The sequence below is a fragment of the Streptomyces sp. AC558_RSS880 genome (assembly GCF_019049255.1).
Taxonomy (GTDB): Bacteria; Actinomycetota; Actinomycetes; order Streptomycetales; family Streptomycetaceae; genus Streptomyces.
Window position 1 is genome coordinate 586,537 of sequence record NZ_JAGMUJ010000161.1, and the last position, 25,113, is coordinate 611,649.

Sequence of the window (25,113 nt, forward strand, 5' to 3'; positions counted from 1 at the left end):
TGACGGTCATTCGTCGCTCCACTCGTCCACCGGTCCGAGGATCTCCCGGAACCGGGCGGCGAGGCGCGCGACCGTCCGGGGGTCCGTCCCTTCCGCCGCCAGCAGCTCGGCGAGCCGGCGCACCGCGTCGCGGTACGCCTCCGCGGCGTACCGCCAGTCCGCGAGCACGGAGTCCGCGTCGCCCGGCAGGAGCAGCCCGAGGGCGGTGTCCCACGCCTGGACGGCGTTCGGGGCCGGGTTCGCGGTCTCGAAGGCCGTGAACGCCGAGCGCCAGATCCGGCGCGACACCGCGGCCGCGACGGCGTCGAGGGCGTCCGGCCACGGGCCGGGGCGGGCCAGCAGCAGCCGCACCTGGTCGAGCGGTGCCAGTCCGCTGCCCCGTACGCCTCCGCCGAGTTGCGCCTCGACGTCCATTCCGGGGGTGATCTCGATGCCCGCGTCCCTCAGTTCGGCCAGGGTGACGAGCTCGGCGCCGGTGAACCCCGGCGGGGTGCCGGGCAGGTCCTCCGCGCTCACCCGGCCGGCGATCCACTGGCGCCGGGCCTCCTCGGGCGGCGGCGCCTGGAGCGGGGTGTCGTCGCCGGCCGTGATGACGTCTGGGGTGGGGCCGGAGGGCTGGGCCGCGGGTTCGGGCGCGGGCTCGGGCTCGGGTTCGGGTGGACGGGTCTCCGACCAGTGGGCTCCCGTGTCGTCCTGGGGTGAGGTCAGCACGAGGAGGCTCTCGTTCACCGCCGGCCGCCGGTCGAGGAGCCGGAGGGGCCGCGTCGGCAGCCACACCGTCCGGGCGGCCCCCGTCCGGGCGGCGATCGCCTCGGCCAGGCCGGCGTCCCCCGTCCCCGCTCCGACGGGGACGACCGTGACGTCCCGGTCCAGCTGCGCCAGGACGGGGTCGTGGGAGAGCAGTTCGGCGATCTCCTCGTAGGGCACCGGGCGGGTGGTGCCGTCCGGCCAGGGCATGTCGACCTGTCCCGGGGTGGTGCCGCTCATGTCCAGTACGTATCCGCCGGGGTGGTCGCTCTTTCGGGCGCCCTTCCGGTACCAGGGCGCCAGGGCGCCGCGGCTGTTGCCCAGGCCGCCGTCGGGTGAGATCACGTAGCGGTCCGCCCACATGCGGCTCGGGGCGGGCCTCCCCGTCCAACTGCGGCCGGCCTTCGTCCCGTTCACGGAGGTGATGAGGGTGCGGTCGTCCAGCGCGCCGTTGCGTTCGAGGTCGTACGCGGCGAGCGCGACGGGGTCGTAGGCGTCGCGGCCGAGGGCCGCCGCCGTGGCCGCCGTCCGGAGGAGGTCCGTCCGCAGGGCCTCGTCCCGCGGGTCCGCGCCGGTGGGCAGGTGGAGTGCCTTCGTCGTCAGGGCGTCGGGGTCGGGATGGTTCTCCACGCTCTCCACGGCCTGGACCGTGGCCCACAGCGCGTTCTGCCGGTCGGTCGCGGTGACGTGCGCCGACGGGCGCAGTCCCAGCACCTGGCGGGTCCACCGGTCCGGATCGTGGCGGCCGATCAGTTCGCGGGCCCGGTCCACGGAGGGCAGGGGGACGAAGTCGGGCAGTGCGGACTCCGGGTCGGTGGACAGGCGCGCCGACGCGGCGTCGAGCATCGTCCGTACGGCGTCGGGGTCCGGCGGCACGGGCCGGGTGCCGGGGGCGGTCGTCAGGCCGTGGTGCGCGCGGGTGACCCGGTCGAGCAGGTCGAGCGTCAGTTCCCCGTACTCCCGCAGGTTCCCGTCCCCGCGGCGCATGACCTCCAGGGCGCCGATGCCGCGCAGCAGGTGACGGTATGTGCCGGCCGGGTCGTCCTTGTCCTTCTCCACGTCGACGCCGAACGTGGCCCGCAGGGCGCGGACCAGTCGCAGTGCCGTGTCCCGGGCCATGGCCGGGGTGAAGTCCGGGGAGGTCTCCAGACCGGCCTGCGCGGCCAGGGCGTCGAGTTCGTCCGGGGTCGGTTCGGGGCGCAGCCTCACCATGTCCACCGGGTCGTTCGCCGGGGTGGTGCCGATGCCGTGGTCGTACAGCTTTCCCTTCGCGTAACGGCTCAAGTGCTCCCTGTCCGGGGCGTAGACGTCGCGCCGTGTCGCGTTGGAGACGTCCTGGGCCGCCGACGAGACGGCGAGCGGGTCGGGGACGAACGGGCGGCTCCGCTTCAGGGCGGCGGCGGTGTGCCCCTCCGGTCCGCTCCCCCAGCAGGACAGGAACACGATGGGGGTGTCCTGGTCCAGCCGGCTCACGCTGGGGCGCCGCCGGAGGTAGCCGCCGGTTTCCGTGCCCCGGACCGGAACGTTGTTCTGGAACATGCGCTCGACCATGAGGGTCTGCCCCGGCAGGCCGTGGACCAGGAAGAAGTAGGGCTTGCGGCCCTTCCACGGCACCGGCCGGGGATTCCCGATCGGCTCACCGGTGACCGGGTCGTAGACGGACCACTCCGTCGACCGGACCAGATCCTGGAGCCACGGCTCGCGCCGGAGCAGGTCGGCGTCGTTGACCACCGCGCGGCCGACGGGCCGGCCCTCGTCGGTGAGGGTGACCGACTTGACGTCCGCGTCCCGGAGGGTCCTCCCGTCGATCGTGTGCAGGACGCCTTCCCCGGGTTCCGGCCGTCCCTCGTCCGGACCCAGGTCGTCGGGGTCGCTGGCGATCCACTCGCCCATCGGCTCACCCATCGACTCACCCGCCGACTCGCCCATCGACTCGTCGCCGAGGGACCGGTCGTCGGTCACCTCGACGCGGTGCCGGCCGGTGTCGGGGTGCGGCTTCAGGGCGGCCTCGCCGCTGTGCGACCACAGCGTCCTGCGGGTCCGGGCCGCGGCCCTGCGCGGCAGGTCCAGTCCCATGGAGCCGGCGTTCGGCGAGACGAGCACCACCTCGGCGGTGTCCTCACGGCCCGCCAGTTCCTCGTCCTGCGCCAGCAGTTCGGCGAACTCCTCCGGCGACAGCCGCCACCGCTTGCTGCCGTCCGGCAGGACCAGCCGGACCTTGGTGTGGTCGCCGTCCTTCGTCCCGATCACGTACGGGAGGGGAGCGCCGGGCCGGCGTGTCCACGGCGACGGCTGGGGCCTCCGGTCGTCGCCGTCCACCACGTCGTACGAGGAGACGTCCACGTCCCGGGCGGGCCGGCCCGTCCAGTTCCGGCCCAGCGGGGTGCCGTCGGGTGCGGTCAGGCGGGTGGCGTCGGACAGCAGGCCCTGCCGGCCGAGGTGGTACGCGGTCAGCGACACCGTGCTGGTCGCCCGGCCGGCGGCCATCGCCTCGGCCGTCAGCTCGTACAGCCGGCGTACGCGGTGCGACAGGTCGTCGACGTCGAAGCGCACCGGGGCGGGAGCGGAGTCCGTGGACTCGCCGTCCGCATCACTGTCCGAGTCGCTGTCCGAGTCGTCGTCCGAGTCGGGGTCGTCCCCGGGGTTGTCGTCGAGGTGCAGGAGGTTCCCGGCGAGCCGGTCCGGGCCGGTGAAGTAGTCCGGCCGGCCGAAGTCCTCCGGGCTCAGTTCCGCCAGCCGGTCGGCGGCCTCCGACAGGGGGGAACGGTCGACCGTGACGACCGCCTGTCGCCGTGCCGCCCGCCCGGTGGCGCCGTCGATCGGGCCGACGGCGCTGATGTCCCGGCCGCCGCTCTCCGTGATGACCGTGAAGTCCTCGGCCCGGACCGTGCCGCCGCGTACTTCCGCGACGTCGCGCACGGCCTGTTCGTTGAGCTCCAGCTGACGCCGGATCTCTTCGAGGAGGAGGTCGCGCACGGCGTCCGCCCGTTGCCGGCCGACCGTCCCGGCGTGCTCGACGGCGTCACCGGACAGCGCGAAGCGCGGGCCGTTGCTGTAACCGGTGACCGTGATCGTGGGGAGCCGGAGACCTGCCCTGAGGTCCCGCAGGCCGGACAGCACGATCTGCTCGGCCAGGTCGGCGAGTCGGCGGCGCTGGTCCGGATCGGTGATGTCCCGGTGGCGGTACTCGAAGGCGACCCGGGACCGGGAGGAGGGCGGCGCCGGGGCGGGCTCGGCGGGTCCGGCGTCGTCCGGCACCGCCATGCTCTCGGCCTCGTCGTCGTCGAGGTCGACATCGAGGTCGGGGTCGGGGTCGTTGTCGGGGTCGGTGCCCGACAGTGACACCGTGTCCGTCGGGGCCGGGGGGACGGTGGCGGCCGGCGGCGCGGCGGGGGCGGTGGGGTCCGCGGCGTCGGAGGGCCGCAGCCGGCCGGTGTGCGCGGCGTGCAGCAGGTGTGCCAGGGAGCCGGCGGTCAGCGACCGGTCCCAGCCCTGCCGGGTGGCGTACTGGCCGACGACGTGCCGGAGCCCGCCCCAGGTGAGCAGACCGGGGTCGGTGTTGCCGGCCGCCTGGAACCGCAGCCTCTCGAGGGCGCCGAAGCCCTCGATCAGCTCGTGGAACTCCGCCTCGCGGGCCGGGTCGGAGTCGATGTGCACGCCGTGGGTCTGCCGCAGGGCCCGTACCCAGTGCAGGGCGCGGTCGGTGCGCCCCGGCAGCCCGTCGGGCAGTCCGCCCAGGTCGGCGAGCGCGTCGAGGGCGTCGGCTCCGGGCTCGGGACGGAACTCCTCGATGTGGCCCACGGGGTTGTCGGGGTCGTCGTACACGACCAGGTGCGGCGGCAGGCCGCCCTCGGCCTCGCTCGGCGAGATCTGCCGGTCCACGGTGAAGACGGTGCGGCGGGTCTCGTTGGCGACGTACTGGGCGGAGGAGGGATGGGCGAGCAGGTCCTGGTCGGCGCGCGTCATGGACAGCTCGCAGATCAGCAGCCACACCGGTTTGTCGGGGGACAGCGCCTGCATGCTCTTGCGCCGCGCCAGCATCCGGCCCAGCTGCCGGGGGTGGACCGCCTGGTTGGCGCCGGTGCTGCGGCGGGGCACGGTGGTGCGTCCGCTGTCGCCGTGGCCGACGGCGACGTAGGAGTCGGCCAGGCCGCGCGGCAGGGGCAGGGCGCCGCTCTGCTTCCCGGCGTACACACCGGGCAGCCCTTCCATGACGTTGGTGTAGTGCTGGATGGCGGACACCACCCGCAGGGCCTCCTCCCGCATCGCCATGTCGTGCGCGTCGAGGAACGCCCGCCCGGTCAGTGTCTGCCCGTCGACCGTGACCAGCGGATACGAGTGGATGTCGGCGTCCGGGAAGACGGTGCCGTTCGCGGCCCTGACGGTGGCCGCCGGGTCGTCCGGGACCAGTCCCGGATCGGCGGGGATCCAGGCCCCCGCCGGATCGCTCCCGGAGGCGGGCACGGCCAGGACCGGCACCCGGCGGCCGGACGGAGCCGTTTCCAGCCGCAGGTCGCCGTAGGTGAACCAGGCACGGGTGCCGGTGCGGTCGGCGATCACCCGTGCGAGGGCCTCGTTGCGGCCGTCCTCGTCCGCGATCAGGACCACCACGGGCACGTCCGGCCGCCGCCCCGGGTCGTGCAGCACCAGTTCGGCGAACTCCTCGTCCGACACCGGTCTTCCGTCCGCCAGCAGCATTCCCCCGGCGTTCCGTTCGGCCAGCACCGCGTAGGCGGCGGGCCCCCAGGGGGAGGGGTGGACGCCCCGGGGATCGGCGACCACGTCCATGTGCAGGCGGATGCCGGGACGTCCGGCCCAGTTCCTGCCGTACGGCACGTTGTCGTCCCCGCTGAGCACGGACTGCTGCGGGTAGCCCTGCCGGGTCAGCCCGTAGGCGGCGATGGCGTCCAGGCTGCCGCCACGGCCCCGGCGGTGGGCGCTGCTCGCGAGGGTGAAAGCGTCGTAGTGCCGGGCCGCGTCCACCGGTTCGTCCGGTGCCAGGTGCAACAGCGTCCGGGTGATGCCGTCCAGGTCCAGGGCGGCGCCGAAGCGGGGGTGCCCGGCGCGCGCCGCTTCGATCACACGCAGGGAGTTGAACAGCCCGGTGCGCAGCTCCTGCGGGAGCGGCTGGGAGCCGAAGGTGGCGTCGACGAGCGCCCACAGTTCCTGGAGCCGCTGCTGGACCGCGCCGTCGGTGGGCGGCGGTGCGGCGGCGGACCCCACCGCCGGCACCGGGGTGGGGTGCGGCGGCGGCAACGGCGCGGGCGTGTGCGGCTGCGGCGTGTGTGCGCCGGTGGTGCCGTCCCACAGGGCGCGGACGGCCACGTAGGAGTCGCCGCCGTCACCCGGGGCGCCCTCGGCGACGTCCCACAGCGCACGGGCGCGGGCCAGCGCCTCGTTCTCGATGTCGGTGGCCTCGACGGGGTTGACGTCCGCGGGACGCGACCCGCGGGGGCGGGCCGGTTCGACGCTGCGCGGGTGGCGGGGCTCCGGCCGGGGGCCCTCGCCGTACAAGCGGCGCAGCAGGGGGTACAGGGCGGGCTGGCGGGTGCGCACCCACTCCGGTCCCGCGTTGTTGCGGGGCAGCCCGGTGTAGGGGTCGTCGCCGCCGTTGGCCATGAGGTAGACGTTGGTGAGCTGGGCGAAGAACTCGAGCTCGTTGCGGCTGCTGTAGTTGGGGGCGCTGCGGCGGCCGTCGGCGTCGTGGCTGTAAAGGGGGCCGTCGGGCCAGTTGCCCGCCTCGCCGGCCCGGGTGGTGGTGCGGAAGGTGTTGGTGATGCGCTGCCGGTCGATGGGGTTCAGACCGTGCAGGTGGATGGTGTGGGCGAATTCGTGCAGGGTGGTCGAGTAGCCGTCGGGATAGGCGGACTTGCCGGTGCCGACGGTGGTGCGTTCGCCGAGCAGGTTCTCCTCGGTGACGGCCGCGGTGCGTGTGCCGACGCCGCGGACGTCGTCCCAGGGGCGGCCGTCGCCGGTGACGGCGCCCCGCAGGAAGCGGAAGGCGTCCAGGGAGGTCAGGGCCTCGCCCCTGGGCATCACCACGACCCGTGAGCCGCCCTTGAGCAACCGGGCCGCGACGTCGGGGTCCCGCAGCATCCGGGCGATCTGGGCACGGGCCCGGTCACCGGCGGAGACGGGCTGCTCGACCCCGTCGGGCACCTGCGTCATGAGGCGCGCCGCGACCGAGGCGAACTCGGCCGGATCGAGTCCGGCGCGCAGGGCGTCCACCAGCGCGGGATCGGCGGCGAGCCGCTCGCGGTCCGCGGGCGGCAGCGCCGCCAGCGCCGCGTCACGGTCGGCGGCGGACAGGCCGGGCAGCCGTGCGGCGAGCGCCCGGACCGGGTCCGCGGTCACCTCCGGGCGGATCCGCAGCCCGTCGGCGAGCGCGGTCAGCTCGGCGCGCAGCGCGGGCAGGTCGGCGTCGGTGACGCCGAGGGCGCTCCAGGTCTCCTCGTGGCGGGCGAGGGCGTCGGGGTCCCGGGCGGCGGAGTCGAGCAGTTCGCTGAGCCGTACGGCGAGGGAGGGGGCGGCGCCGGCGGGCCGCGTGGAACGGTAGGCGTCCTCGCGCGCGAGGGCCGGCGTGACCGTACGGGGGCCGTCGGCGGGGGTGCGGTGCAGCGCCCACAGCAGGTCGAGGAGGTCGCGTCCGCGCAGCTCCGGGTCGGTCCCGGTGGCCAGGGCGAGGGCGGCGTCGGCCAGGGAGTCCGCGGGCGTGGGCACGGTGAAACCGTCGGCCGTGACCGTGCCGGAGGCCGGCCGGTCCACCGCCGTGACCGTGATGTCGACGCCGTTCACCGACAGGTCGAGCACCCGGCCGCCGCCCGTGCCGGACCGGACCCGCACCGACGCCCCGGGCAGCTCCCGCTCCAGCGCCGCGCGTGTCCCGGCGACGGCGGGCAGGGCGGCCGCGGGCAGCTGGAACTCCACGGTGCCCAGGGGCCGGGGCCCGCCGAACTGCACCCGGCCGCGGGCGGCTCCGGACAGCACCACCGGGTGGCCGAGGCCGTGCAGCACGGCACCGACCCGGCGGGCGACGTCCAGCTTGCCGGTGTCGTCACCGGACGGCGTGGCCGGCGTGGCCGAGGGGGCCGGAGCACCGCGGTCGGCCGCGGTGGCGGTGGGCGCCGACGGCGGAGGCGGGGGCGCGGGCGCCGGTGGAGGCGGAGGCGGGGGGACGGTCGCGGCGGTCTTCACCTGGTCGGTCCGGACCACGACGCCCAGCCGGGCGCTGAACAGGGCCGCCACGTTGGTCAGCCAGTCGGCGGCCTCCGCCGCGTCCAGACCCGGGCGGACCGTCTCGCTCATGTAGCGGCCCGACTTGTCGTTCACCACCCAGGAACGCAGCTCCGCGCTCCAGCGGAACTCGCCGGACACCCGGCTGCGCCCCGGCAGCGTCCGGCCGGCGTTCTCCTCGCCGGCGGCGACGTGACCGGCGGCGATGCCGGTGTGGCCCAGCCCGTCCAGCGCCTTGCGCAGTGAATCCGCCGTCAGGTCGGGGTCCTTCTCCCGCATTCCCGCCAGCAGCGCGTCGAACTGCTCCGGCGTGATGATCCCGCTCAGGTCCTCCGTGCCCAGGATCACCCGCCCGTCATCGGTGACCGTGTACAGCCATACGGTGTCGCGGTTGCCGGTGATCAGCAGGTCCGGGTCGACCTCGTCCAACGGCACCCACAGGGGGTTGAGCCGTACGTCGCCGTCCTGGTCGCGTTCCTCGTCCTTGACGCGCTTCGGGAGGACCGAGTCGCCGAACCGGTCGCGGGCCGCGGCGTCGCTGCCGTCGTAGTGGTTGACGCCGTTGTAGTAGACCTCCGTCTGCCGCGTGGCGTTGTCGGGCCCGGCGCCGCTGACCCGCCGGGGACCCGACGGGAGCGACTGCACCACGTCGACCCTCAGGTCGAACGCGTGCGCGAGAAGGGGCAGGAAGATCTCTCCCTCGGGTGTCCCCCAGCGGTGTTCCCAGTTGACGACGGCGTCCATGAGCCTGAGCAGTTCCGTGTCGTCCAGCGGCGCGGTGCTCTGCGTGTAGGCGGTACCGAGCAGGCGGGCCAGTGCGCGGTCGTCGAGGTCGTCGGGCGCCGGCAGCAGGCCGTGCCGCTCGAGGTGCTCGAACATCTGGCGCGGGCTCAGGTCCTCGGCCTCCGCCTCCAGTACGGCCCTGGCGCTCTCCGGGGAGATCTCCGGGTCGGCGGGGCGCGACGCCATGCGGGCATCGACGTACCGGGTCAGCAGGTCGGCGGGGTCGAGGGCCTCGGGTACGGGGACGTGCCGGACGCCGTGGTGGGCGAGGAGGGCCAGCATCCCGGCCCGGTTCATTCCCCGGACGCGTGTCGCGAACTCGTCGGCGACCGTCTGCCGGAACTGGCCGACGATCTGCGGGTGCAGCCGCCCCCCGCTGCGGCCCACGTAGTCCTCCACGTGGGACCGCATGGCGCGGAGCGCGGTCCGGGAAGGGCCGGCCCCGGTGCCGGACCCGGCCTGCCGGCGCAGTTCGCCGCGTACCGCGTCGGGGTTCCCCAGCCAGTCGTACGCGGCGCGGTCGGTGGCGGCGAGGCCGCCCAGACGGCTGCGGATGTGCACGGGGTCGCCGGCCATGAAGGAGTACAGGAGGCACTCGCCCGTGCCGGGCACCGGCACCCGGCGGCCCCTCGCCCGGCCGCTGTCGCTCTCCGGCTCGGATCCCTTCTTCTCGCCCCCCTGGGGCGGAACGTTCGGCAGCTGGGACTCAGGCTGCCCGGTCTTCGCCTTCGGCGCCGGGAGTTGCGTGCCCTTCGGCTGCGGTTGCGCGCCCTTCGACGACTGCGACTCCGCGCCCTTCGGCTGGGGCTCCGTGCCCTTCGGCGCCGGGAGTTGCGTGCCCTTCGGCTGCGACTCCGCGCCCTTCGGCAGCGGCTCCGTCCCCTTCGGCGCCGGGAGTTGCGTGCCCATCGGCAGGGTCGGGGCGGTCGGCAGGGCCAGTTGGTAGTGGCGGTCGTCGAGGCTCAGGACCACGTGTGCGCCGGAGTGGGCGGAGGTGCCGACGAGTGCCTGGAGGTTGCCGGCGCCCGCCGGGTCCTCGGGGGTGAAGTCCTGGAAGGCGCCGTCGCTCCCGACCACCGTGACGCGCACGCCGAAGGTCCGTGCGGCGAGCAGGGGGAGCAGGTCGGACGCGGCGTGGTTCCAGCCGGCCTCGGACGGGGCGTCGCCCCGGCGGAGGAGCTGGGTGATCGCCAGTTCGGCCCGTACCTCGGGCGTCAGGTCGACGGAGTGCGGCATCAGACCGCCGAGGCCGTCGAACTCCCGGCGTGCGGGGGTGTCCGTTCCGAGGTCCAGGCCCGCCGCGGCGATCTCCTCCGCGCTGAAGGCGTCGGTGTGGTCGGGGGCGACGGCGGCCAGCAGGTCCTCGTCGGCGTGGTCGGTGAGCCAGGAGGCCATCCTCCTGCGCAGGTCGGACATCGCCCGTGGATCGGCGGGGTCGATGCCCTGCGCGGCCAGCAGTCCCGGGGCGGCGCGTTCGAGGCCGAGGGCGAGCGCGCGGAAGAAGGCGTCACCGTCCCTCGGCACGTCCTGGAGCGTGTACGTCTCGTTCGTGGGTGACGTGAGGACGGTGTCCGGTGCCGTACCGGTCCTGGTGTAGCGGGGCGGGGCCGGGGGCTTGGCCACGGGTTCCCTGGGCGGAGCCTGATAGGTCACCGCGGGCGGCTCGGCGAGACCGTCCAGCTCCTCCCGGCCCTCCGCGGTGGCCGCGAGCCGGTGCCAGCGGGTGAGCTGGTCCGCCCCGGCCCGTACCCGGTGGTATTCCGCCGCGGCCTTCTCCGCCGTGTCCCTGAGTGCGTCCAGCTCGGCGCGCCGGGTGTCGAAGGCGTCGCGTGCCGTGTCCCGGCGGGCGGTGGCCTCGTCGAGGGCCCGGCCGGGAGCTCGCGCGGACAGCAGGGCCGCGTCGAGCCGCCCGTCGGCCAACGCCTTCTCGGTGCGCGCGGTCTCCAGCCGCAGATCGGCCGCCTTCCGCAGTTTCCCGGCGGCCTCTTCCGCGTCGGCCAGGCGGGCCAGAGCGGCGTCCTGTTCGTCCCGCAGGAGCTCCGCCCAGCCGTCGTGCTCGGGTGCGGCGCCGTACTCGTCGTCGGCGAAGGCGTCGACCTCGGCCCGCGCGGCGGCCACGTTCGCGTCCGCGATGCCGTGGTCCCGGCGGGCGTCGGCCTCGGCCTGGGCCAGGGCCCTGTCCGCGTCCTCGACGCCCGTCCGGGCGAGGTCGACCGGGCGTGCCGCCGCGCGGGCGACCCCGGCGGCCTCGTCGAGGGAGGCCTGCGCGGCGTCGAGGTCCGCGCGCAGCCCGCCGGAGGCCCGCCGCTTCTTCCAGTAGGCCTTGTCCGCGTCGACCCACGCCTTGCTCGCGCTCTCGACCGCGTCCCACGCCTTCGCGACGCGCTCGGGGAAGTTCGCGTCGGTGATGATCCGCAGCTCGCGGGCGACGTCCTCCCGGATCCAGGTGACGACGTACGCCTCGGACTCCATCGCCTGTGGACCCGACCGGGCCTTGGCGAAGGTCCCGCCCCGGATCCGGTTCGCGAGCCTGGAGTCCACGATGCTGCGGTGCACGTCGCCGACGCCGATCCAGGTGGCCGGGACGGCGAACAGGAAGGACCGGCCCGTCTTGGGCTTGAGGTTGCGGGAGGTCAGGTGGTCGTCCCCGACCGGCATGACGTCACCGTCGAGGTCGTTGGGGCCGGGGCCGAAGGCGCCGATCTGGTTGAGGCCCGCGTTGTTGGGCGAGTCGTACAGGAAGGCGCCGCCGAAGCTCGAGGACTGGCTGTGCTCGACGGACGACGACGTGCCGGCGTTGTCCCCGTACCGTCTGAGCACCTCCAGCTTCTTGCCGTCGGCGACCGTCAGCAGCAGCGCGCGGCTGAAGTCGGGCGCCGAGCGCAGCGTCAGCCGTCCGGTGTCGGTGCCCACGAGGGACTTCTCGGTCAGCCCCGCCACCTGGTAGCCGTCCGGTTCGGTGGTGCGCGGGAAGAACGCCGTGACCGCCGTGGAGCTGGTGCCGTCCTCCAACGCCTGCGCCGAGCCGGTGCCGAGGCGGGTCAGTCCGGTCTCCCTGGTCCGGCGCAGGAGGTCGGTGAGGGCGGAGGCGTCGGGACCGTTCTCGGCCTCCAGGGCCCGGAGGGAGAAGCCGACGTCGTACGCCTTGGTGAGGAGGAGGTCGCCGGCCATGCGGATGTTCTCGATGCCGATGATCCCGCGGGGGTGCATGCCGTTCTCGGGGAAGGTGAACGGCCGCGTGACACCGTCCCCGTCCCGGACCGTCAGTCTCTCCTCCACCCCGGAGAGCGGCACCGGGCGGGGCGGACCGGCCAGGGCGGGGTCGGCCGCCGGGTCGGGCGCGGGCAGCAGCCGGCCGGTCCCGGAGGTACCGGTCCCGTCCGCCCCCGTCGGTGACGGCGTCGGCTCCATCAGGCTGAGCGGCACGTGCTCGCGCAGCTCGCCGACGTCGTCCTCCTCGACGATGCTCAGCCGGCCCCGGAAGCGGTCGAGGGCCGTGGACTCCGCCTCCTCCAGGTCCGGGTCGGCCGGCGCGCCGGTGTGGGGGGTGTCATCGGCCTCCAGGGTGATACGCATCCGGTACGGGGTGACGACCTCCGCGTGCGGTTCGGTGGACGCCGCCCGGTAGATGGTGACGGTGGTGACCGTGTGACTCGACGCGACCGTCTTCCGGTTCGAGCCGCCCTCGGTGTACGTGGGTCCGGCGGCCGCGACCTGGGGGTTGCCGGTGTACACCAGCTGGCTGGTCAGGAAGCCCAGGTCCGCGCCGGCCGAGAACTCGGAGCTCTGCTGGGCGGTCTCGATCGCCCGCCGGTTCTCCTCCAGTTCGGCGCTGTGGTCGAGTCCGTCGAACACGGGCGTCCCGGGGATCAGTTCGACGCGTGCCCGCACCCGCCGGCTGCCGATCCGGACGCTGTCCCAGCCCCAGCCGCCGGCCTTGACCAGGGTCGACGGGCCGGTGGTCGTCATCTCCCCCTTGAGCGCCCGGGTGGCACGGCCCGTCACCAGCTGCCGGATCCGCTCCCGGCTCTCGTCGTCGAGTCCCAGTTTCCCGATCCGCTTGTCGAACGCGAGCAGCACGTCCGTGGGGTCCAGCGCGTTCACCGCGTACGTGCCGAAGGCGGCGCCGCGCATCCAGGGCTGCGGTGTCCAGACCTGGCCGGTGTAGCGGGGGACGTCGCCCAGCCCGTCGTCGATCAGCCCCATCCGGTGGGCGCTCTTCTCCGGCAGATGTCCCAGCAGACCGCCCGGGCTGGTCAGCGCGGTCCCCGCGGCCCCGGCGAGGGAACGCGGCACGAGGGCGCTGCCCGCCGCGGCCGTTCCGACGCGGCCGGTGCCCAGCCGGCTGGAGAGCAGCGCGAACCAGTGCTGCACATCGCCGGCCACGAGCACCTGGTGGGTGAAGCCCTTGCGGTTCATGTCCGCGACGACGGTGCGGACGACGCTGAGACTGTGCGTGCCGGTCCTCGACACGGGATTGGCGACGATTCCGTACGCGCCCATGAGCCCGTGTCCCGGATTCTGTGCGACGGAGTAGATCAGCTGGCCGCCGAAGACGAAGCTGGTGCTGTTGCTGATCTTTCCGGCCGCCTGGCGGGTGCCGCCGAGCGTCATCTCGGTGTCCATGGACATCGGCGGGGTGAGGGCGCGCAGGTTCCCGACCGTCGTGGTGTACCGGAAGGTTCCCCACAGCTCGCCGTACGGCCCCTTGCCCAGCAGGCCGCTGCCCACCAGGCCCAGCGGCCCCGAACTCTGGTCGAAGCTCGACGTCAGGTACTGGGGGGTGAAGGTGCGGACGATGGCGTCCCGGGTGGGGGCGCCCTCCTTCACCAGCTGCCAGGCGCTGCCCGACGCCGTCCGCAGGACCCGGTCCACCTCCGCGGTCAGCGTGGGTGACAGCACCACGTTCACGATGACGAACGGGTGCTGCCGGAACTCCTTGAACTGCGGTGTCCCGCGGTCGGCGAGCCGTCCGGCGGGCTGCTGCGGGCCGGGTCCCGCGGGCAGGACGAGGTCGCCCTTCGCCAGTGCGAGGGCCCGCTCGGTGGTCATGGACGTGGGTGCGGGCTCGTCGGACAGGTACGGGTTGAGCGCCCCGTCCGCGTACGGGTCCGCGTCGGGCGTGTGCTGTACGGGGATACCGATGAGCACCTGTCCGGTCATCGGGCCACCGCCCCGCAGGTGGCCCCGCGGCGTCCGGCCGAAGAGCACGTTGACCGGCTCGTCCAGCACCAGCAGTCCCGGCAGCCCGAGGCCGAGACCGCGGATCAGGCCGCGGGGCCGCCAGTAGCCGCTCAGGCTCGCGATGAGGGCGAGGTCGTAGCGGTACAGGTGGGTGGGCTGGTTGGTCACCGACATCGGCTCGTTGGTGACCGTCGAGCCGAAGGCGGTCTCCGACTCCCGCTGCCAGCCCTGGCGGGCGCCGAGGGTCAGCCCGAGCGTGTTCCGGGGCAGGCCCGCCATCTCGTCGACGTTGTTGTCACGGCCCGAGAACGTGCCCTCGAAGCCCAGGTCCACGCCTCGTTTCACGCTCGTCTGGCCGTCGATCCGGTCGACGCCCTGGGCGCTGAAGCGCATTCCCTCGTCGACGTCCTTGCCCTCGTAGCGGCGCCCGGTCAGGGACCCGTGCACGCGGAGGGTGTAGTAGATCGTCCCGACGGAGTCGGGGTCCGTGAGCCTGACCGGCAGGCCGACCGTGGTGAGCGCCTCCAGGTTCGCGGTGACGTTCTGCTGGGACAGCACACCGAGGATCTGCAGGGTGTTCTGGAGCGCGATCCGGTACTTGACGGGATCGGTCCACCGGGGCGGCATGGGCAGGCTCTGGGCCGCCTGGAGCACCTGGTCGGGCTTGCGCTTGAGCAGGTCGTTGAAGCGGGTGCGCCAGCCCTTCGGCAGGTTCGGCGGCAGCAGCTGGTCGAGGGGCACCACCAGGTCCTGGTTCAGATGCGAGACGGCGTCGACGACGCCGTCGGCGAACGCGTCCAGCAGGGTGCGGCCGACGCCGTCCGCCGCGTCCGGGGTGACCCGGGTGCGCAGACCGTCGTCGAAGGTGAACTCCTTCACCCGGTGCATGCCCAGGGTGCGCGGGCGGTCCACGGTCAGATAGGCCGGGACGAACGGCGGTGCGGCGCCGTTGCGCAGGGCGAGTGTGGTCCCGTCGTCCCATCCGGCCAGCCGCCGTGCCTCGGAGCTGGTCATCCGGTCCAGGCTCCAGGTGAGGAAGCGCGTCGGCGGCGCGTTGTCACCGGCCCGCCGCACCCGCACCGACTTCACGACCAGGTAGAGGGCGGTCTTGGGGCCCTTCACCTGTCCGGCCGACTTGAGGGTGCCGGCCGCGCCGAGTCCGACCGACCAGGTGTTCGCGTACGAGTACTGGGCGGTCGGCCCGAACTGGAGCCGCAGGTCGAAGGGGGCCGTGCCGGGGTCGTAGAAGTTGAAGGCGGGTCCGGCGACGGCCTGCAGCAGCAGGCTCCTGCCCTGGGCCCGGCTGCGCTCGCTGCGGACCGTCGTGGTGTTGATGTCCCGCATCTCGGCCTGGTCGGTCTCGCCGACGAGGATCGCCGTCCGCGGGATCAGCTCCTCCACGACGAAGACGCCCAGCGGTGACTTCTTCTTGTCGTCGGCGAACAGCGGCGGGGTGGTGATGCGGCCGCGCGCCATCGTGCCGCCGTGCCGCTGGAAGCTGTCGCCGGAGAAGAAGATGTCCAGCTCGGTGTAGGCGGAGCTGCCGGGGAGGGCTCCGATCTGCCGGGCCGCCCAGTCGCGGATCGCCGCGACGGGGCCGAACCCCTCGATACGGACGAAGCGGTACTGGGAGTTGCGGTCCAGGTCGATGGAGCGGGGGATCCGGCCCGGCTCCGGGATCCTGGTGACGCTGTCGGGCAGGCGGACCAGGAGGCCCTTGCGGACGCCGAAGGAGAACCGGGCGGGCACGGCCCGGTCGGTCTTGGGATCGGGGGCGGTGCCGGGCTCGGGGTCGATGCCCGTGACGACCCGTCCGGCGGGGTCGGTGACGCGGATCTCGTAGTGGATGTCGTCCAGGAACGCCCCCGACTTGTCCAGTGTCCGGGTCTCCATCTGGTTCATGCGCTGGTCGGTCAGGGTGTAGCCGACCTTGTTGATGAAGCCGAACCGCAGGGCGAGCCGGCCGAAGCCGCCGAACGCCGCGGCGCCCGCCGGGCCGATCGGCCCGCCGAGGCCGTACTGGGAGTTGGCCTGCATGTTCTTGGTCAGCCCGAAGGTCGCGGCCGCCCGGTGCATGCTGTCGATCTTCGTCGAGTCACCGATGCCGTCGTCGAACGGGGCCCAGTTGCCGTGGTGACGCGCTCTGACCCACAGGACGCGCGCCTTCCCGTCCGCGTTGACGTACGGGAAGGGGCGCCCCTCGCCGTCCGCCAGCGTCTTCGGCTTGTCCCGGAGCGTCTGCCGGATGTCGTCCAGCAGCTGTGTGTGGTCCGCGGGCCGGGCGTCCGGCCTGCGCTCCAGTTCGCGGTCGATGGCGTCCAGGGCCTGTTCGGTGCCGCGCAGAAGGACCGTGCTCTGACCGAACGTGCTCGGATTGGCGAGGAGTTGTTCGATCTCTGCGGCGGTCAGGTCGGACGGCAGCAGCGACCGGAGGTCGTCGACGTACGCGGGCATCCGCCGGCCGTCCTGGAACCGGGCCGGGGTGCGGCGCCTCGGCGGGGCCGCCATGGCGGGGTCGAGGCGCGGGGCGTCCGGAGACGTCGGGTCCGGCTCGGTGATCAGGGTGACGAGGGCCGACGTCGGGTTCGGCTGGGTGGTCAGGGTGACGAGGGCCGTCGTCGGGTCCGGCTCGGTGGTCGGCGTGACGAGGGCCGTCGTCGGGTCCGGTGCCGGGGGCGGGGGCGGGCCGGGAGGAGTGACGGTTTCGTTCCCGGTCGTGGCCGTGGCCGTGGTGGGTGACAGGTGGGCGTCCGCCGGGGACGCGGAGGCCGGCCGGGCGGCCGACCAGTCGTCGGCCTGCTGACGACGGCCGTCCGCCATGGGCAGCAGGGAGAGGACGTGCGGCAGCGACGGGTCGCTCTGTGCGAGCAGGTCCACGGGCCCCGGTGAGGTCCACACACCACGGCCGGTCCCGGCGCCGACGAGGGCTCGCCGGTCGGTGACCTGCGGATCCGTCGGGGTCGGGGTGGGGGTCGTGGAGGCGAGGACGATGTCGGCCGTGCGCGGAAACTCGTTCAGCGCCGGGTCCACCGCGAGCAGTTCGGCGATCTCCTCGTAGGGGACCTTGGCGCGGAATCCGCCGGGCAGCTCCATGGTGAGGTGGTCCGGCCCGGCCTCGCCCCGCACCAGGAACGGGGCGGGCTTGGTGGTGTCGGTGGTCCACGGCATCTTCGCCCGGCGCAGCGGACGGTGGCCGCCGTCCGGTGTCGCCGCCATGACGAGGGCGGTGCCGACGTCCACCGCCGCACTCGGTGGACCCTGCGCCCAGCTCCGGCCGGCCGGGGCGTCCGAGTCGTCGAGCAGCAGGGTGTCCGGCGCGAGGGCGCCCAGGGTCTCCAGGTGGAACGCGCCCAACGCGACCGGGTCGTCCACGTCGACGCCGACGGCCGCCGCGCGCGCCACCAGGTCCAGGAGGTCGGACAGCCGGGACGGGTCCGGCCGGTCCAGGTGCAGCACCCTGCCGGTGAGGGCGCCCGAGTCGGGGGTCCTGCTCTCCCACTCCAGGGTCCTCACGGTCGCCCAGAAGAACCGGGCCCGCTCGGGCGCCCCGATGACCGCCCGGTCCGGGTCCAGCCCCAGGACGTGGGCGACCTCGGCGTTCACGTCCTCGTCCGTGAGACCGTCCAGCCCCTCGGCCACGGTGGTCACGTGCGGCAGGGTCACGAAGTCGGTGAGCACGGCGCCGGGGTTCAGGCGCACGGCGTCGGCGGCCCTGGCCAGCAGGTCCCGGTAGGCGTCGGGTCCCGGCTCGCCGTCCACCTCGCCGTGTTCCGTCGCGCGGATCTCGCGGGCCGCGCGCTCGAACAGGTCCATGGAGAACGGCACGGTGTCGCGCAGCACCGGGTCGGCGGCACGCAGGGACTCCAGCGCACCGATCCCCGCGAGGAGTTCGCCGTAGTGGCCGTCGTCCTCGATCGCCACCCCGAACGTCAGCCGCAGCGCGCGCACCAGCCGCAGCGTCCGCTCGCGGACCTCCTCCGAAGCCGGCCCCACCGGGTCGGTGTGCAGGCCCGCCGCGCGGGCGCGGTCGTCGAGCGCGGCGTCGGCGGGTTCCGGCCGGTGCTCCACCCACTGGCCGCGCCGGCCCCGCGAATCCGTGAGGATGTAGTGGGCGACCCGGCCGTCCTTCCCGTATCTGAAGCCGACCTCCTGGGTCGCGCCGTAGACGGTCCGGCCGGTCTCGTTGGCCGCGTGCTGGCTCTGGCTGACGTCGGACAGCGGGTCGGGGACGAACGTGTCCGTGACCAGCTTGCGCCTGCGGGTGAGGCCCGGCGGTGTCGCGGAGAAGCACTCCTGCAGCACGACGGCGTGGTCCTTGGGGAGCCGCGCCAGGCTCGGGCGGCGCCTGAGCATGCCGCCCGTCGCCCGCTCCCGCTTCCGGTGGCGGGGGTTGGACCGGGTCGGCAGCGCCGTCTCGCCGGGAGAGCCGTGCGCGGCGAAGACGTACACCGGCTTGCCGGCGAACGGGACGGGCCGGTCGTCCTTGGCCCACGTCCCGTCCTGCCGGTTGACGTGGTAGAGCTCGGTCGCCGTCGCCGAGTGCCGGATCCCAGGCAGCAGTCGCACGCGTTCGCCGTCCTCGAACACGGCCCTGCCGATCGGCCCCTGGTCGGTGACGATGGTGTGGGACTGCAGGTCCTGTTCCCAGAAGGGGGCGTGGGCGGGCTCCGCGGGGTCGGGCAGCAGGCCGGGAGAGCTGCGGATCCAGTCGGTGCGGTCACTGCCCCGGCCGCTCCGCAGCGGCACGACGTACGGGTGGGAGGCGTTCTTGTCCGGGCCTTCGGCGACGTCCACGTCCCCGTTGGCCGACCAGACGTCCCTGCCGGTCCGGTCCGCCGCCCGGCGCGGCAGTTCCAGGCCTCCTCCGCCGGCGTCGGAGACGAGCAGCAGCACCGGCACGTCCGCCGGGAGTCCGCTCAACTCGGCGTCGAGGGTGAGCAGTTCGGCGAACACCTCGTACGGCACCTCGCGCGGGGCGCCGTCGTGGCCGCGCACGACGACATGGTCACGGTTGCCGTCCGCCCGCACGACGTAGGGTTCCGGGCCGCCGGGCCGGTGCCAGGGCGCGGGCTCCACCTCGTCCCGTGGCAGGGTGCCGTCGGTGCGGGGTCCGGTCCTTCCCGTACGGGTGAGGTCCAGGTCGTCGGTGCCGCCCCTGCCCCGGGTCCAGTCGCGGCCGCGGGGGCGCCCGTCGAGGCCGGTGGTCATGGCGTGGGTGGGTGACAGCACGCCCTGGCGGTGGAGGTGGAGCGCGGCGAGGGCGGCCAGGCTGCCCACCGGCTGCGCCGTCTGTGCCGTGGCCAGCCCCAGCAGCCGGCTGCGCTGCACGTCGGTCACCGGATCGGCGTAGTCCAGGAGCAGGACCCGGCGGGCCACGGCGTCCAGGTCGAGCGGGCCGGACTCCAGCAGGGGGTCGTTCCGGCGGAGCCGGTCGAGGCGCGCGAGCCCTTCGCGGAAGTCCGGGTACAGGGGGTTCGACGTGACGGCGGGACCGTAGATGTCCGCCAGCAGTTCCCGGTACCGGGCTTCCTCCGGGGTCGGCTCCTCCGCCCGGTCCCCGTCCACGCCGTCGTCCCGGCGGTCCGACAACGGGGTGTCGAAGCCGTCCAGCACGCCGTCCAGGTTCGGCAACGGCGTGTCGAGGCCCCCGACCGGTCCGGGATCGAGGAGGTCGGCGAGAGCGGCGGGCGGCTCGGGCGGGGTTTCGGTCCCGTGGCGGTCCGCGAAGGTGACGTCGTCCACTCCGGTGTCGCCGGTGCCGGGCGCGGCGAGGTCGCCGGGCCGGACGGCCGCCCAGTCGGCCGCCGCGGGACGCCCCGGCGCGCTGGGCAGCAGGGAGGGGACGTACGGCCGTGACGGCCCGGTCGGGGCCAGGCTCACGCTGCCCTGCGAGGCCCATACGGTACGGCCGGTCCCGGCGCTGACGACGGCCCGCGGATCGGTGTCCGGGGTGCCGCCGCCGGCCGGTCCGGTGGCGGCCGCCGGGGCCGCCTTCGGGACGGCCAGGACGACGTCCGTGGTGTCCTGCGGGCGGGTGTTGAGCACCGGGTCGCGGGCCAGCAGCTCGGCGACCTCGTCGTAGGGGACCCGGGCGCGGAAGCCGCCGGGCAGGGTCATGAGGAGGTGGTCCCGGCCGCCGCCCGCCCACACCAGGTAGGCCGGTGATCCGCCGGGGGCGCTCCACGGCGGGCGTTCCTGGCCCACGGCCCGGTAGCCGCCGCCCTGCTGCGGGGCGGCGACGACGACACGGTCGGTGAGCGTGGTCGTGGCCGCGTTCGGCGGGGACGGGGACCAGCGTCGCCCGGTCGGCACGCCGTTGAGGTCGAGCAGCTGGGTCTGCGGCGCGAGGGCACCCAGGGTCTCCAGGTGGAACGCGCCCAGTTCGGTCGGGTTGTCCACGTCGACGCCGACGGCCGCCGCCTGGGCGACCAGGTCGAGCAGCTCGGGCCGCCGGGCCGGGTCGGGCCGGTCCAGGTGCAGGATCCTGCCGGTGAGGGCGTCCGGGTCGGGGACCCGGCTCTCCCACTCCAGGGCCTTCACCGTCGCCCAGAACAGCCGGGCCCGCTCGGCGTCCCCGACGGCCGCCGGGCCGTCGGGGAGCCGCAGGACGCGGGCGGCCTCGGTGTCCAGGTCCTGGTCCGGGAGACCGCCGAGACGCCGTGCGGCGGCGGTGACGTGGGGCAGGGCGACGACGTCAGAGAGTACGGTGCCCGGCTGCCCGCGCAGGGTGTCGGTGGCCCGGACGAGCAGGTCGCGGTAGGCGTCGGGGCCCTGGTCGCCCGGCCGGCTCGCGTGGGCCGCGCGTTCGAACAGGTCCATGGAGAACGGGCCGAGGTCGCGCAGGGCCGGGTCGGCCGCCCGCATGGTCTCCAGCGCACCGATCCCGGCGAGGAGTTCGCCGTACCGGCTGTCGTCCTCGATCGCCGCGCCGAAGGCCAGCCGCAGCGCACGGACCAGCCGCAGGGTCCGTTCGCGGGTGGCGTCCGTGACCGGCCGCTCGGGGTCCGTGTGCAGGCCCGCGGCGCGGGCGCGGTCGTCGAGCAGGGCGCCGGTGGGTTCCGGCCGGTGCTCCACCCACTGGCCGCGCCGCCCCCGCGAGTCCGTGTAGAGGCGGTGGACGAACGTCCCGTCCGGCAGCGTCGCGAAGCTGACCATGTGGGTGCCGCCGTACGCCGTGCGGCCGGTCTCGTTGGCGACGTGCTGGCTCTCGCTGACGACCGCCAGCGGGTCGGGGACGAAGGTGTCGTCGATGCCCCTGCGGGTGCGGACCACACCCGGCGGCTTGGCGCTCGAGCACGCCTCCATCAGCACGGCGTGGTCCTGGGGGAGCCGCGCCAGGCTCGGACGCCGCCTGAGCATCCCGCCGGTCTCCCGCTGGTGGGTGTGGTGCCTCGGGTCCGTCGTGGTCGGCACCCGGGTCGCGCCCGGCCGGGCGTGGGCGCTGAAGACGTACACCGGCTTGCCGGCGAACGGGACCGGCTCGTCGTCCTTGACCGCGTCCTTGGTGACCGGGTTGTAGTGCCACAGCTCCGACGACTCCGTCGCGAGCTTCAGCGCCGCGATCCGGCGCGGGGCCTCGGAACCCTCGAACACGCCTCTGCCGATGGTCACGCCCCCGTCGCCGACGACGCTGTGCGACAGCACCTCGCGCTCCCACTCCGGCGCGTTCTCGCGCTCCGCCGGGTCGAGCACCTGGCCGGGGGTGCTGCGGATCCAGTCGGCGCGCGGCAGCCCCTCCCCGAACAGCAGGGAGACGACGTGCGGCTGCGACGGGTCGCGCTGCGGGGACACCTTCACGGTGCCGTTGGCCGACCAGACCTCCCGGCCGACCCGGTCCGCCGCCTGGCGCGGCAGGTCCAGGCCGCGGGCCCCGGCGTCGGGGACGAGCAGCACCACGGTGGTGTCCGGGGGCAGCCCGGCCAGCCGGGGGTCGCGGGCCAGCAGTTCGGCGAACACGTCGATCGGCACCTGGCGCGGGGCGCCGTCGTAGCCGCGTACGACGATCCGCCGGTGGTCGCCCTCCGCCATGACGACGTACGGCTTCGGCTCGCCGGGCCGGTGCCAGGGCGCGGGCTCCACATCGCCGCGGCCCAGGGTGCCGTCGGGCTGCCGGACCACCTTCCCCACCTCGGTGAGGTCGAGGTCGGGGATCGTGGCGTTCGTCCAGTTGCGGCCCCAGACGCCGCCGTCGTCGGCGGTCAGCGCCTGGGTGGGGGACAGTACGCCGCGGAGTTCCAGGTGGAAGGCGGCCAGGGCGGCCAGGCTGCCCGCCGACTCCACCGCCGGGTCCATCGCCACCCGGAACAGCTCGCTGCGCTGCGCGTGGGTCACCGGATGGGCGGTGTCCAGGAGCAGCACCTGGCGGGTCAGGGCGTCCAGGTCGAGCGGGCCGTCGCGGAGCGCGGGAACGGACTGCCGGAGCTGGTCGAGGTGCGCGAGGGTGTCGCGGAGGGCGGGGTGGACGGGGTTCGCCGCGATGCCGGGGCCGAACACGTCCGTCAGCAGCCGGTCGTACAGCGCCTCGGTGGCCGGGTCCGGTTCGGGCTCGGACGCGAACTCGTCCTCGGACGCGTCCTGGTCGTCCTCCCAGTCCAGGATCATGTCGACCGAGTCCGGGGAACCCGGATCGGAGGATTCCCCGGTCGGGACCTCGGCCGGCGCCCGGGAGCTGAGCGGCGTCTCGTCGACGGTGACGGGTTGGGCGGGCGGCACCTCGCGGGAGACGACCGGGGCGGGCTCCGCCGTGGAGCCGGTGGTGACCGGCAGCTCCTCGGACTCGGTCCGCACGGGCCGGTAGGGCTGCGGGACGTCGGACGTGGTCCGGGTCTCGGCTGCCTTCGGCACCGGGGAGGACGGCTGGGACCGCTCGGACTCCTCGGGCGCGGGGGTACGGACGTCGTCCGGGGCGGCCGTGTCCGCGTCCGCGTCCGAGGCCGGCGGTTCGGCGGTGACCGCCGGGTCGCCGGGCGGTGCGGTCTGGGGCCGTGGCTGCGGGGTGGCCGGGGTGGCGTTCGGCGAGGCCTGGCCCGGGGGCGTGGTGGCCGACGGGGTGGGTGCGGTGGGGGTCGCGAGGGGCGCCTGTGGGTCCTGCTGTTGCTGTTGCCGCTCCTCGGGGGTGAACCGGGTCGTGCCGTCGTCCGTCGACCGCTGTCGCTCGGTCTCGTCCGGTGTGAAGCCGCTGCTGCCGCCGCCCGTCCGGGTCGGGAGCGGTTCCGGGGCGGCGGAGCCGACGGTGGCGGGCCTGTCGACCGGCAGGGTGTTGTCCGTGTCGGCGGACCAGTCGGTCCCCGGGGTCCTCGTCACCGACGGGTTGAGGGTGGAGAAGACGGTGTCGGTGTCCGGGTCGTCCACGAGGGAGTCCCGGTAGGCGTCGTCGTACGCGTGCGACGGAGGGGTGTAGGACGACGGCTTGGCCGCGCCCGTCGTCCCCGGGAGTCCGTACGCGTTGACGTCGGTGCCGACGCCGTGAACCGTGTCGTGGTCCGGGAGGGACGAGAGGGAGGAGACGGACGAGACGGACGAGACGTCGCTGGTGTCGCTGAAGATCGACGCGTTGTCGCTGATGTCGCTGATGTCACTGGTGTCGCTGAAGACCGACGCGCTGTCGCTGGTGTCGCTGACGTAGGAGTCGGAGTCGTCGCTGTACGTGTCGTCGTAGGTGTTCCGGTACGTGCCGCTGTTCGTGTACGGGGCGCTGTAGGTGTCGCTGTAGGTGTCGCTGTAGGTGTCGCTGTAGGTGTCGTCGTAGAGGTCCTGGTACGTGCTTCCGTCGTCGTACGTGGTGTCGTACCGGTTCTCGTACTCGTACCGGCCGGTGCTTTCGTTCTCGTACCGATTTCCGCCGCCCGGCAGGTCGTTGATGTCGTCGGGGCCGAAGTCGAGGTTCTGGAAGAACTTGTTGTTCAGCCACTTCCCGCCGTACTCCGCGCCGCTGGAGGCCGCTTCGAAGAGGAGGCCGCTGAGGCCCGCGCTGACGAACGTGGCGGGGTTGAGCGTGAACGTGCCCAGGAAGATGAGGCTGGTGAACGCCTCCGCAAAGGTTTCCGCCTGCCCCTCGTTGATGAAGCTGAACGGGAGCTCGGAGGTTTCCTTCCAGAAGTTGTTGTTCTTGAAGTACTTGTTGATGAACTTTCCGCCGACCTCACCGAAGATGCCCCCGAAGAGTCCCGCGAACGCGCCGGCGACCGCCGACTGGCCGATGTCCGTCCAGTCGAACTTGTCGCGTCGGCGCTCCGGGTCGTCCGGCGCGGTCATGGAGATCAGCTGCGAGGCGAAGGAGACGAACGCCTCCTGGATCGCCTCCAGCAGCACCGACAGCGGGGTGGGGATGGCGTGTCCCAGCCGCTGGAGGAGCAGCAGGATGGTGAGCGCGGTGCGCGCCTTCTGGATGGCGATCTCGGTGAGGGACGTACCGCCGGTGAAGACGGCCAGCGCGGCGATCAGGGCCAGCTCGATGTTCATCAGGATGAACTCGAGGAGGATCTGGTACTTCGCCTCGGACAGCTTGATGGAGCGGTCGATCTGCCGGGAGCCGAGCTCCCGGAGTTCGTCGGAGAACTTCTGCAGGTGGTTCTGGCCGTTGTCGTCGACGAAGAGCTTCATCGCGGCGACGAACTCGTCGGCGATCCGCGGCGGGAGCGAGTTCCCGGCGGTGGAGATCGCTCCCTTCATCGCGTCGGACAGGTCCCTGACGTCGTCGGCCAGCCGCTTGTAGGGGTTACGGCTGTCGAAGCCCAGGTCCTCGTTGCCGGTGGCGACGTTCGCGCCCACCCAGACCTCGATGAACTCCCGCAGGGCGGGCGGGAACATGATGGCCATTCAGCGCCTGGTCTCGCTCTCCGAGCCGTGCGCCTCGATGTCCTCCACCGCCTGGGTCTGCGGCCGCTGCACGTGGTCGGCCTCCGCGGCGACCGCGTCGACCAGCGCCATGAACCCACTGGTGATGGCGAGGACCGTGTCCGTCACCTGCTGCTGTTCGCGCCGGACCTGCTCGCCGACCGCGTTGGCGAACTCGTCGTCGCCGCCCTCCTCGCCCCACCAGCCCGCGTACTGGGCGTTGCCGGTCTCGAACCGGGGCAGCATCTCGTCGCCGTAGCGCACGGCGTCGGCGAGGTGCCTGGAACCCTGCAGGATCGCCTGGATGTCGGCGGAGTAGTTGCCGGCCAT

At 74.0% G+C, this 25,113-nt stretch carries 2 protein-coding genes; both read right to left on the minus strand.

Annotation, left to right across the window (positions count from 1 at the left end):
• Positions 1 to 6: 6 nt before the first annotated feature.
• Positions 7 to 24,765 (minus strand): lonely Cys domain-containing protein, encoded by a 24,759-nt coding sequence (locus KUM38_RS38730; protein WP_217136824.1) that lies wholly within the window; start codon positions 24,763 to 24,765, stop codon positions 7 to 9.
• Positions 24,766 to 25,113 (minus strand): hypothetical protein, encoded by a 348-nt coding sequence (locus tag KUM38_RS38735; RefSeq protein WP_217136825.1) that lies wholly within the window; start codon positions 25,111 to 25,113, stop codon positions 24,766 to 24,768.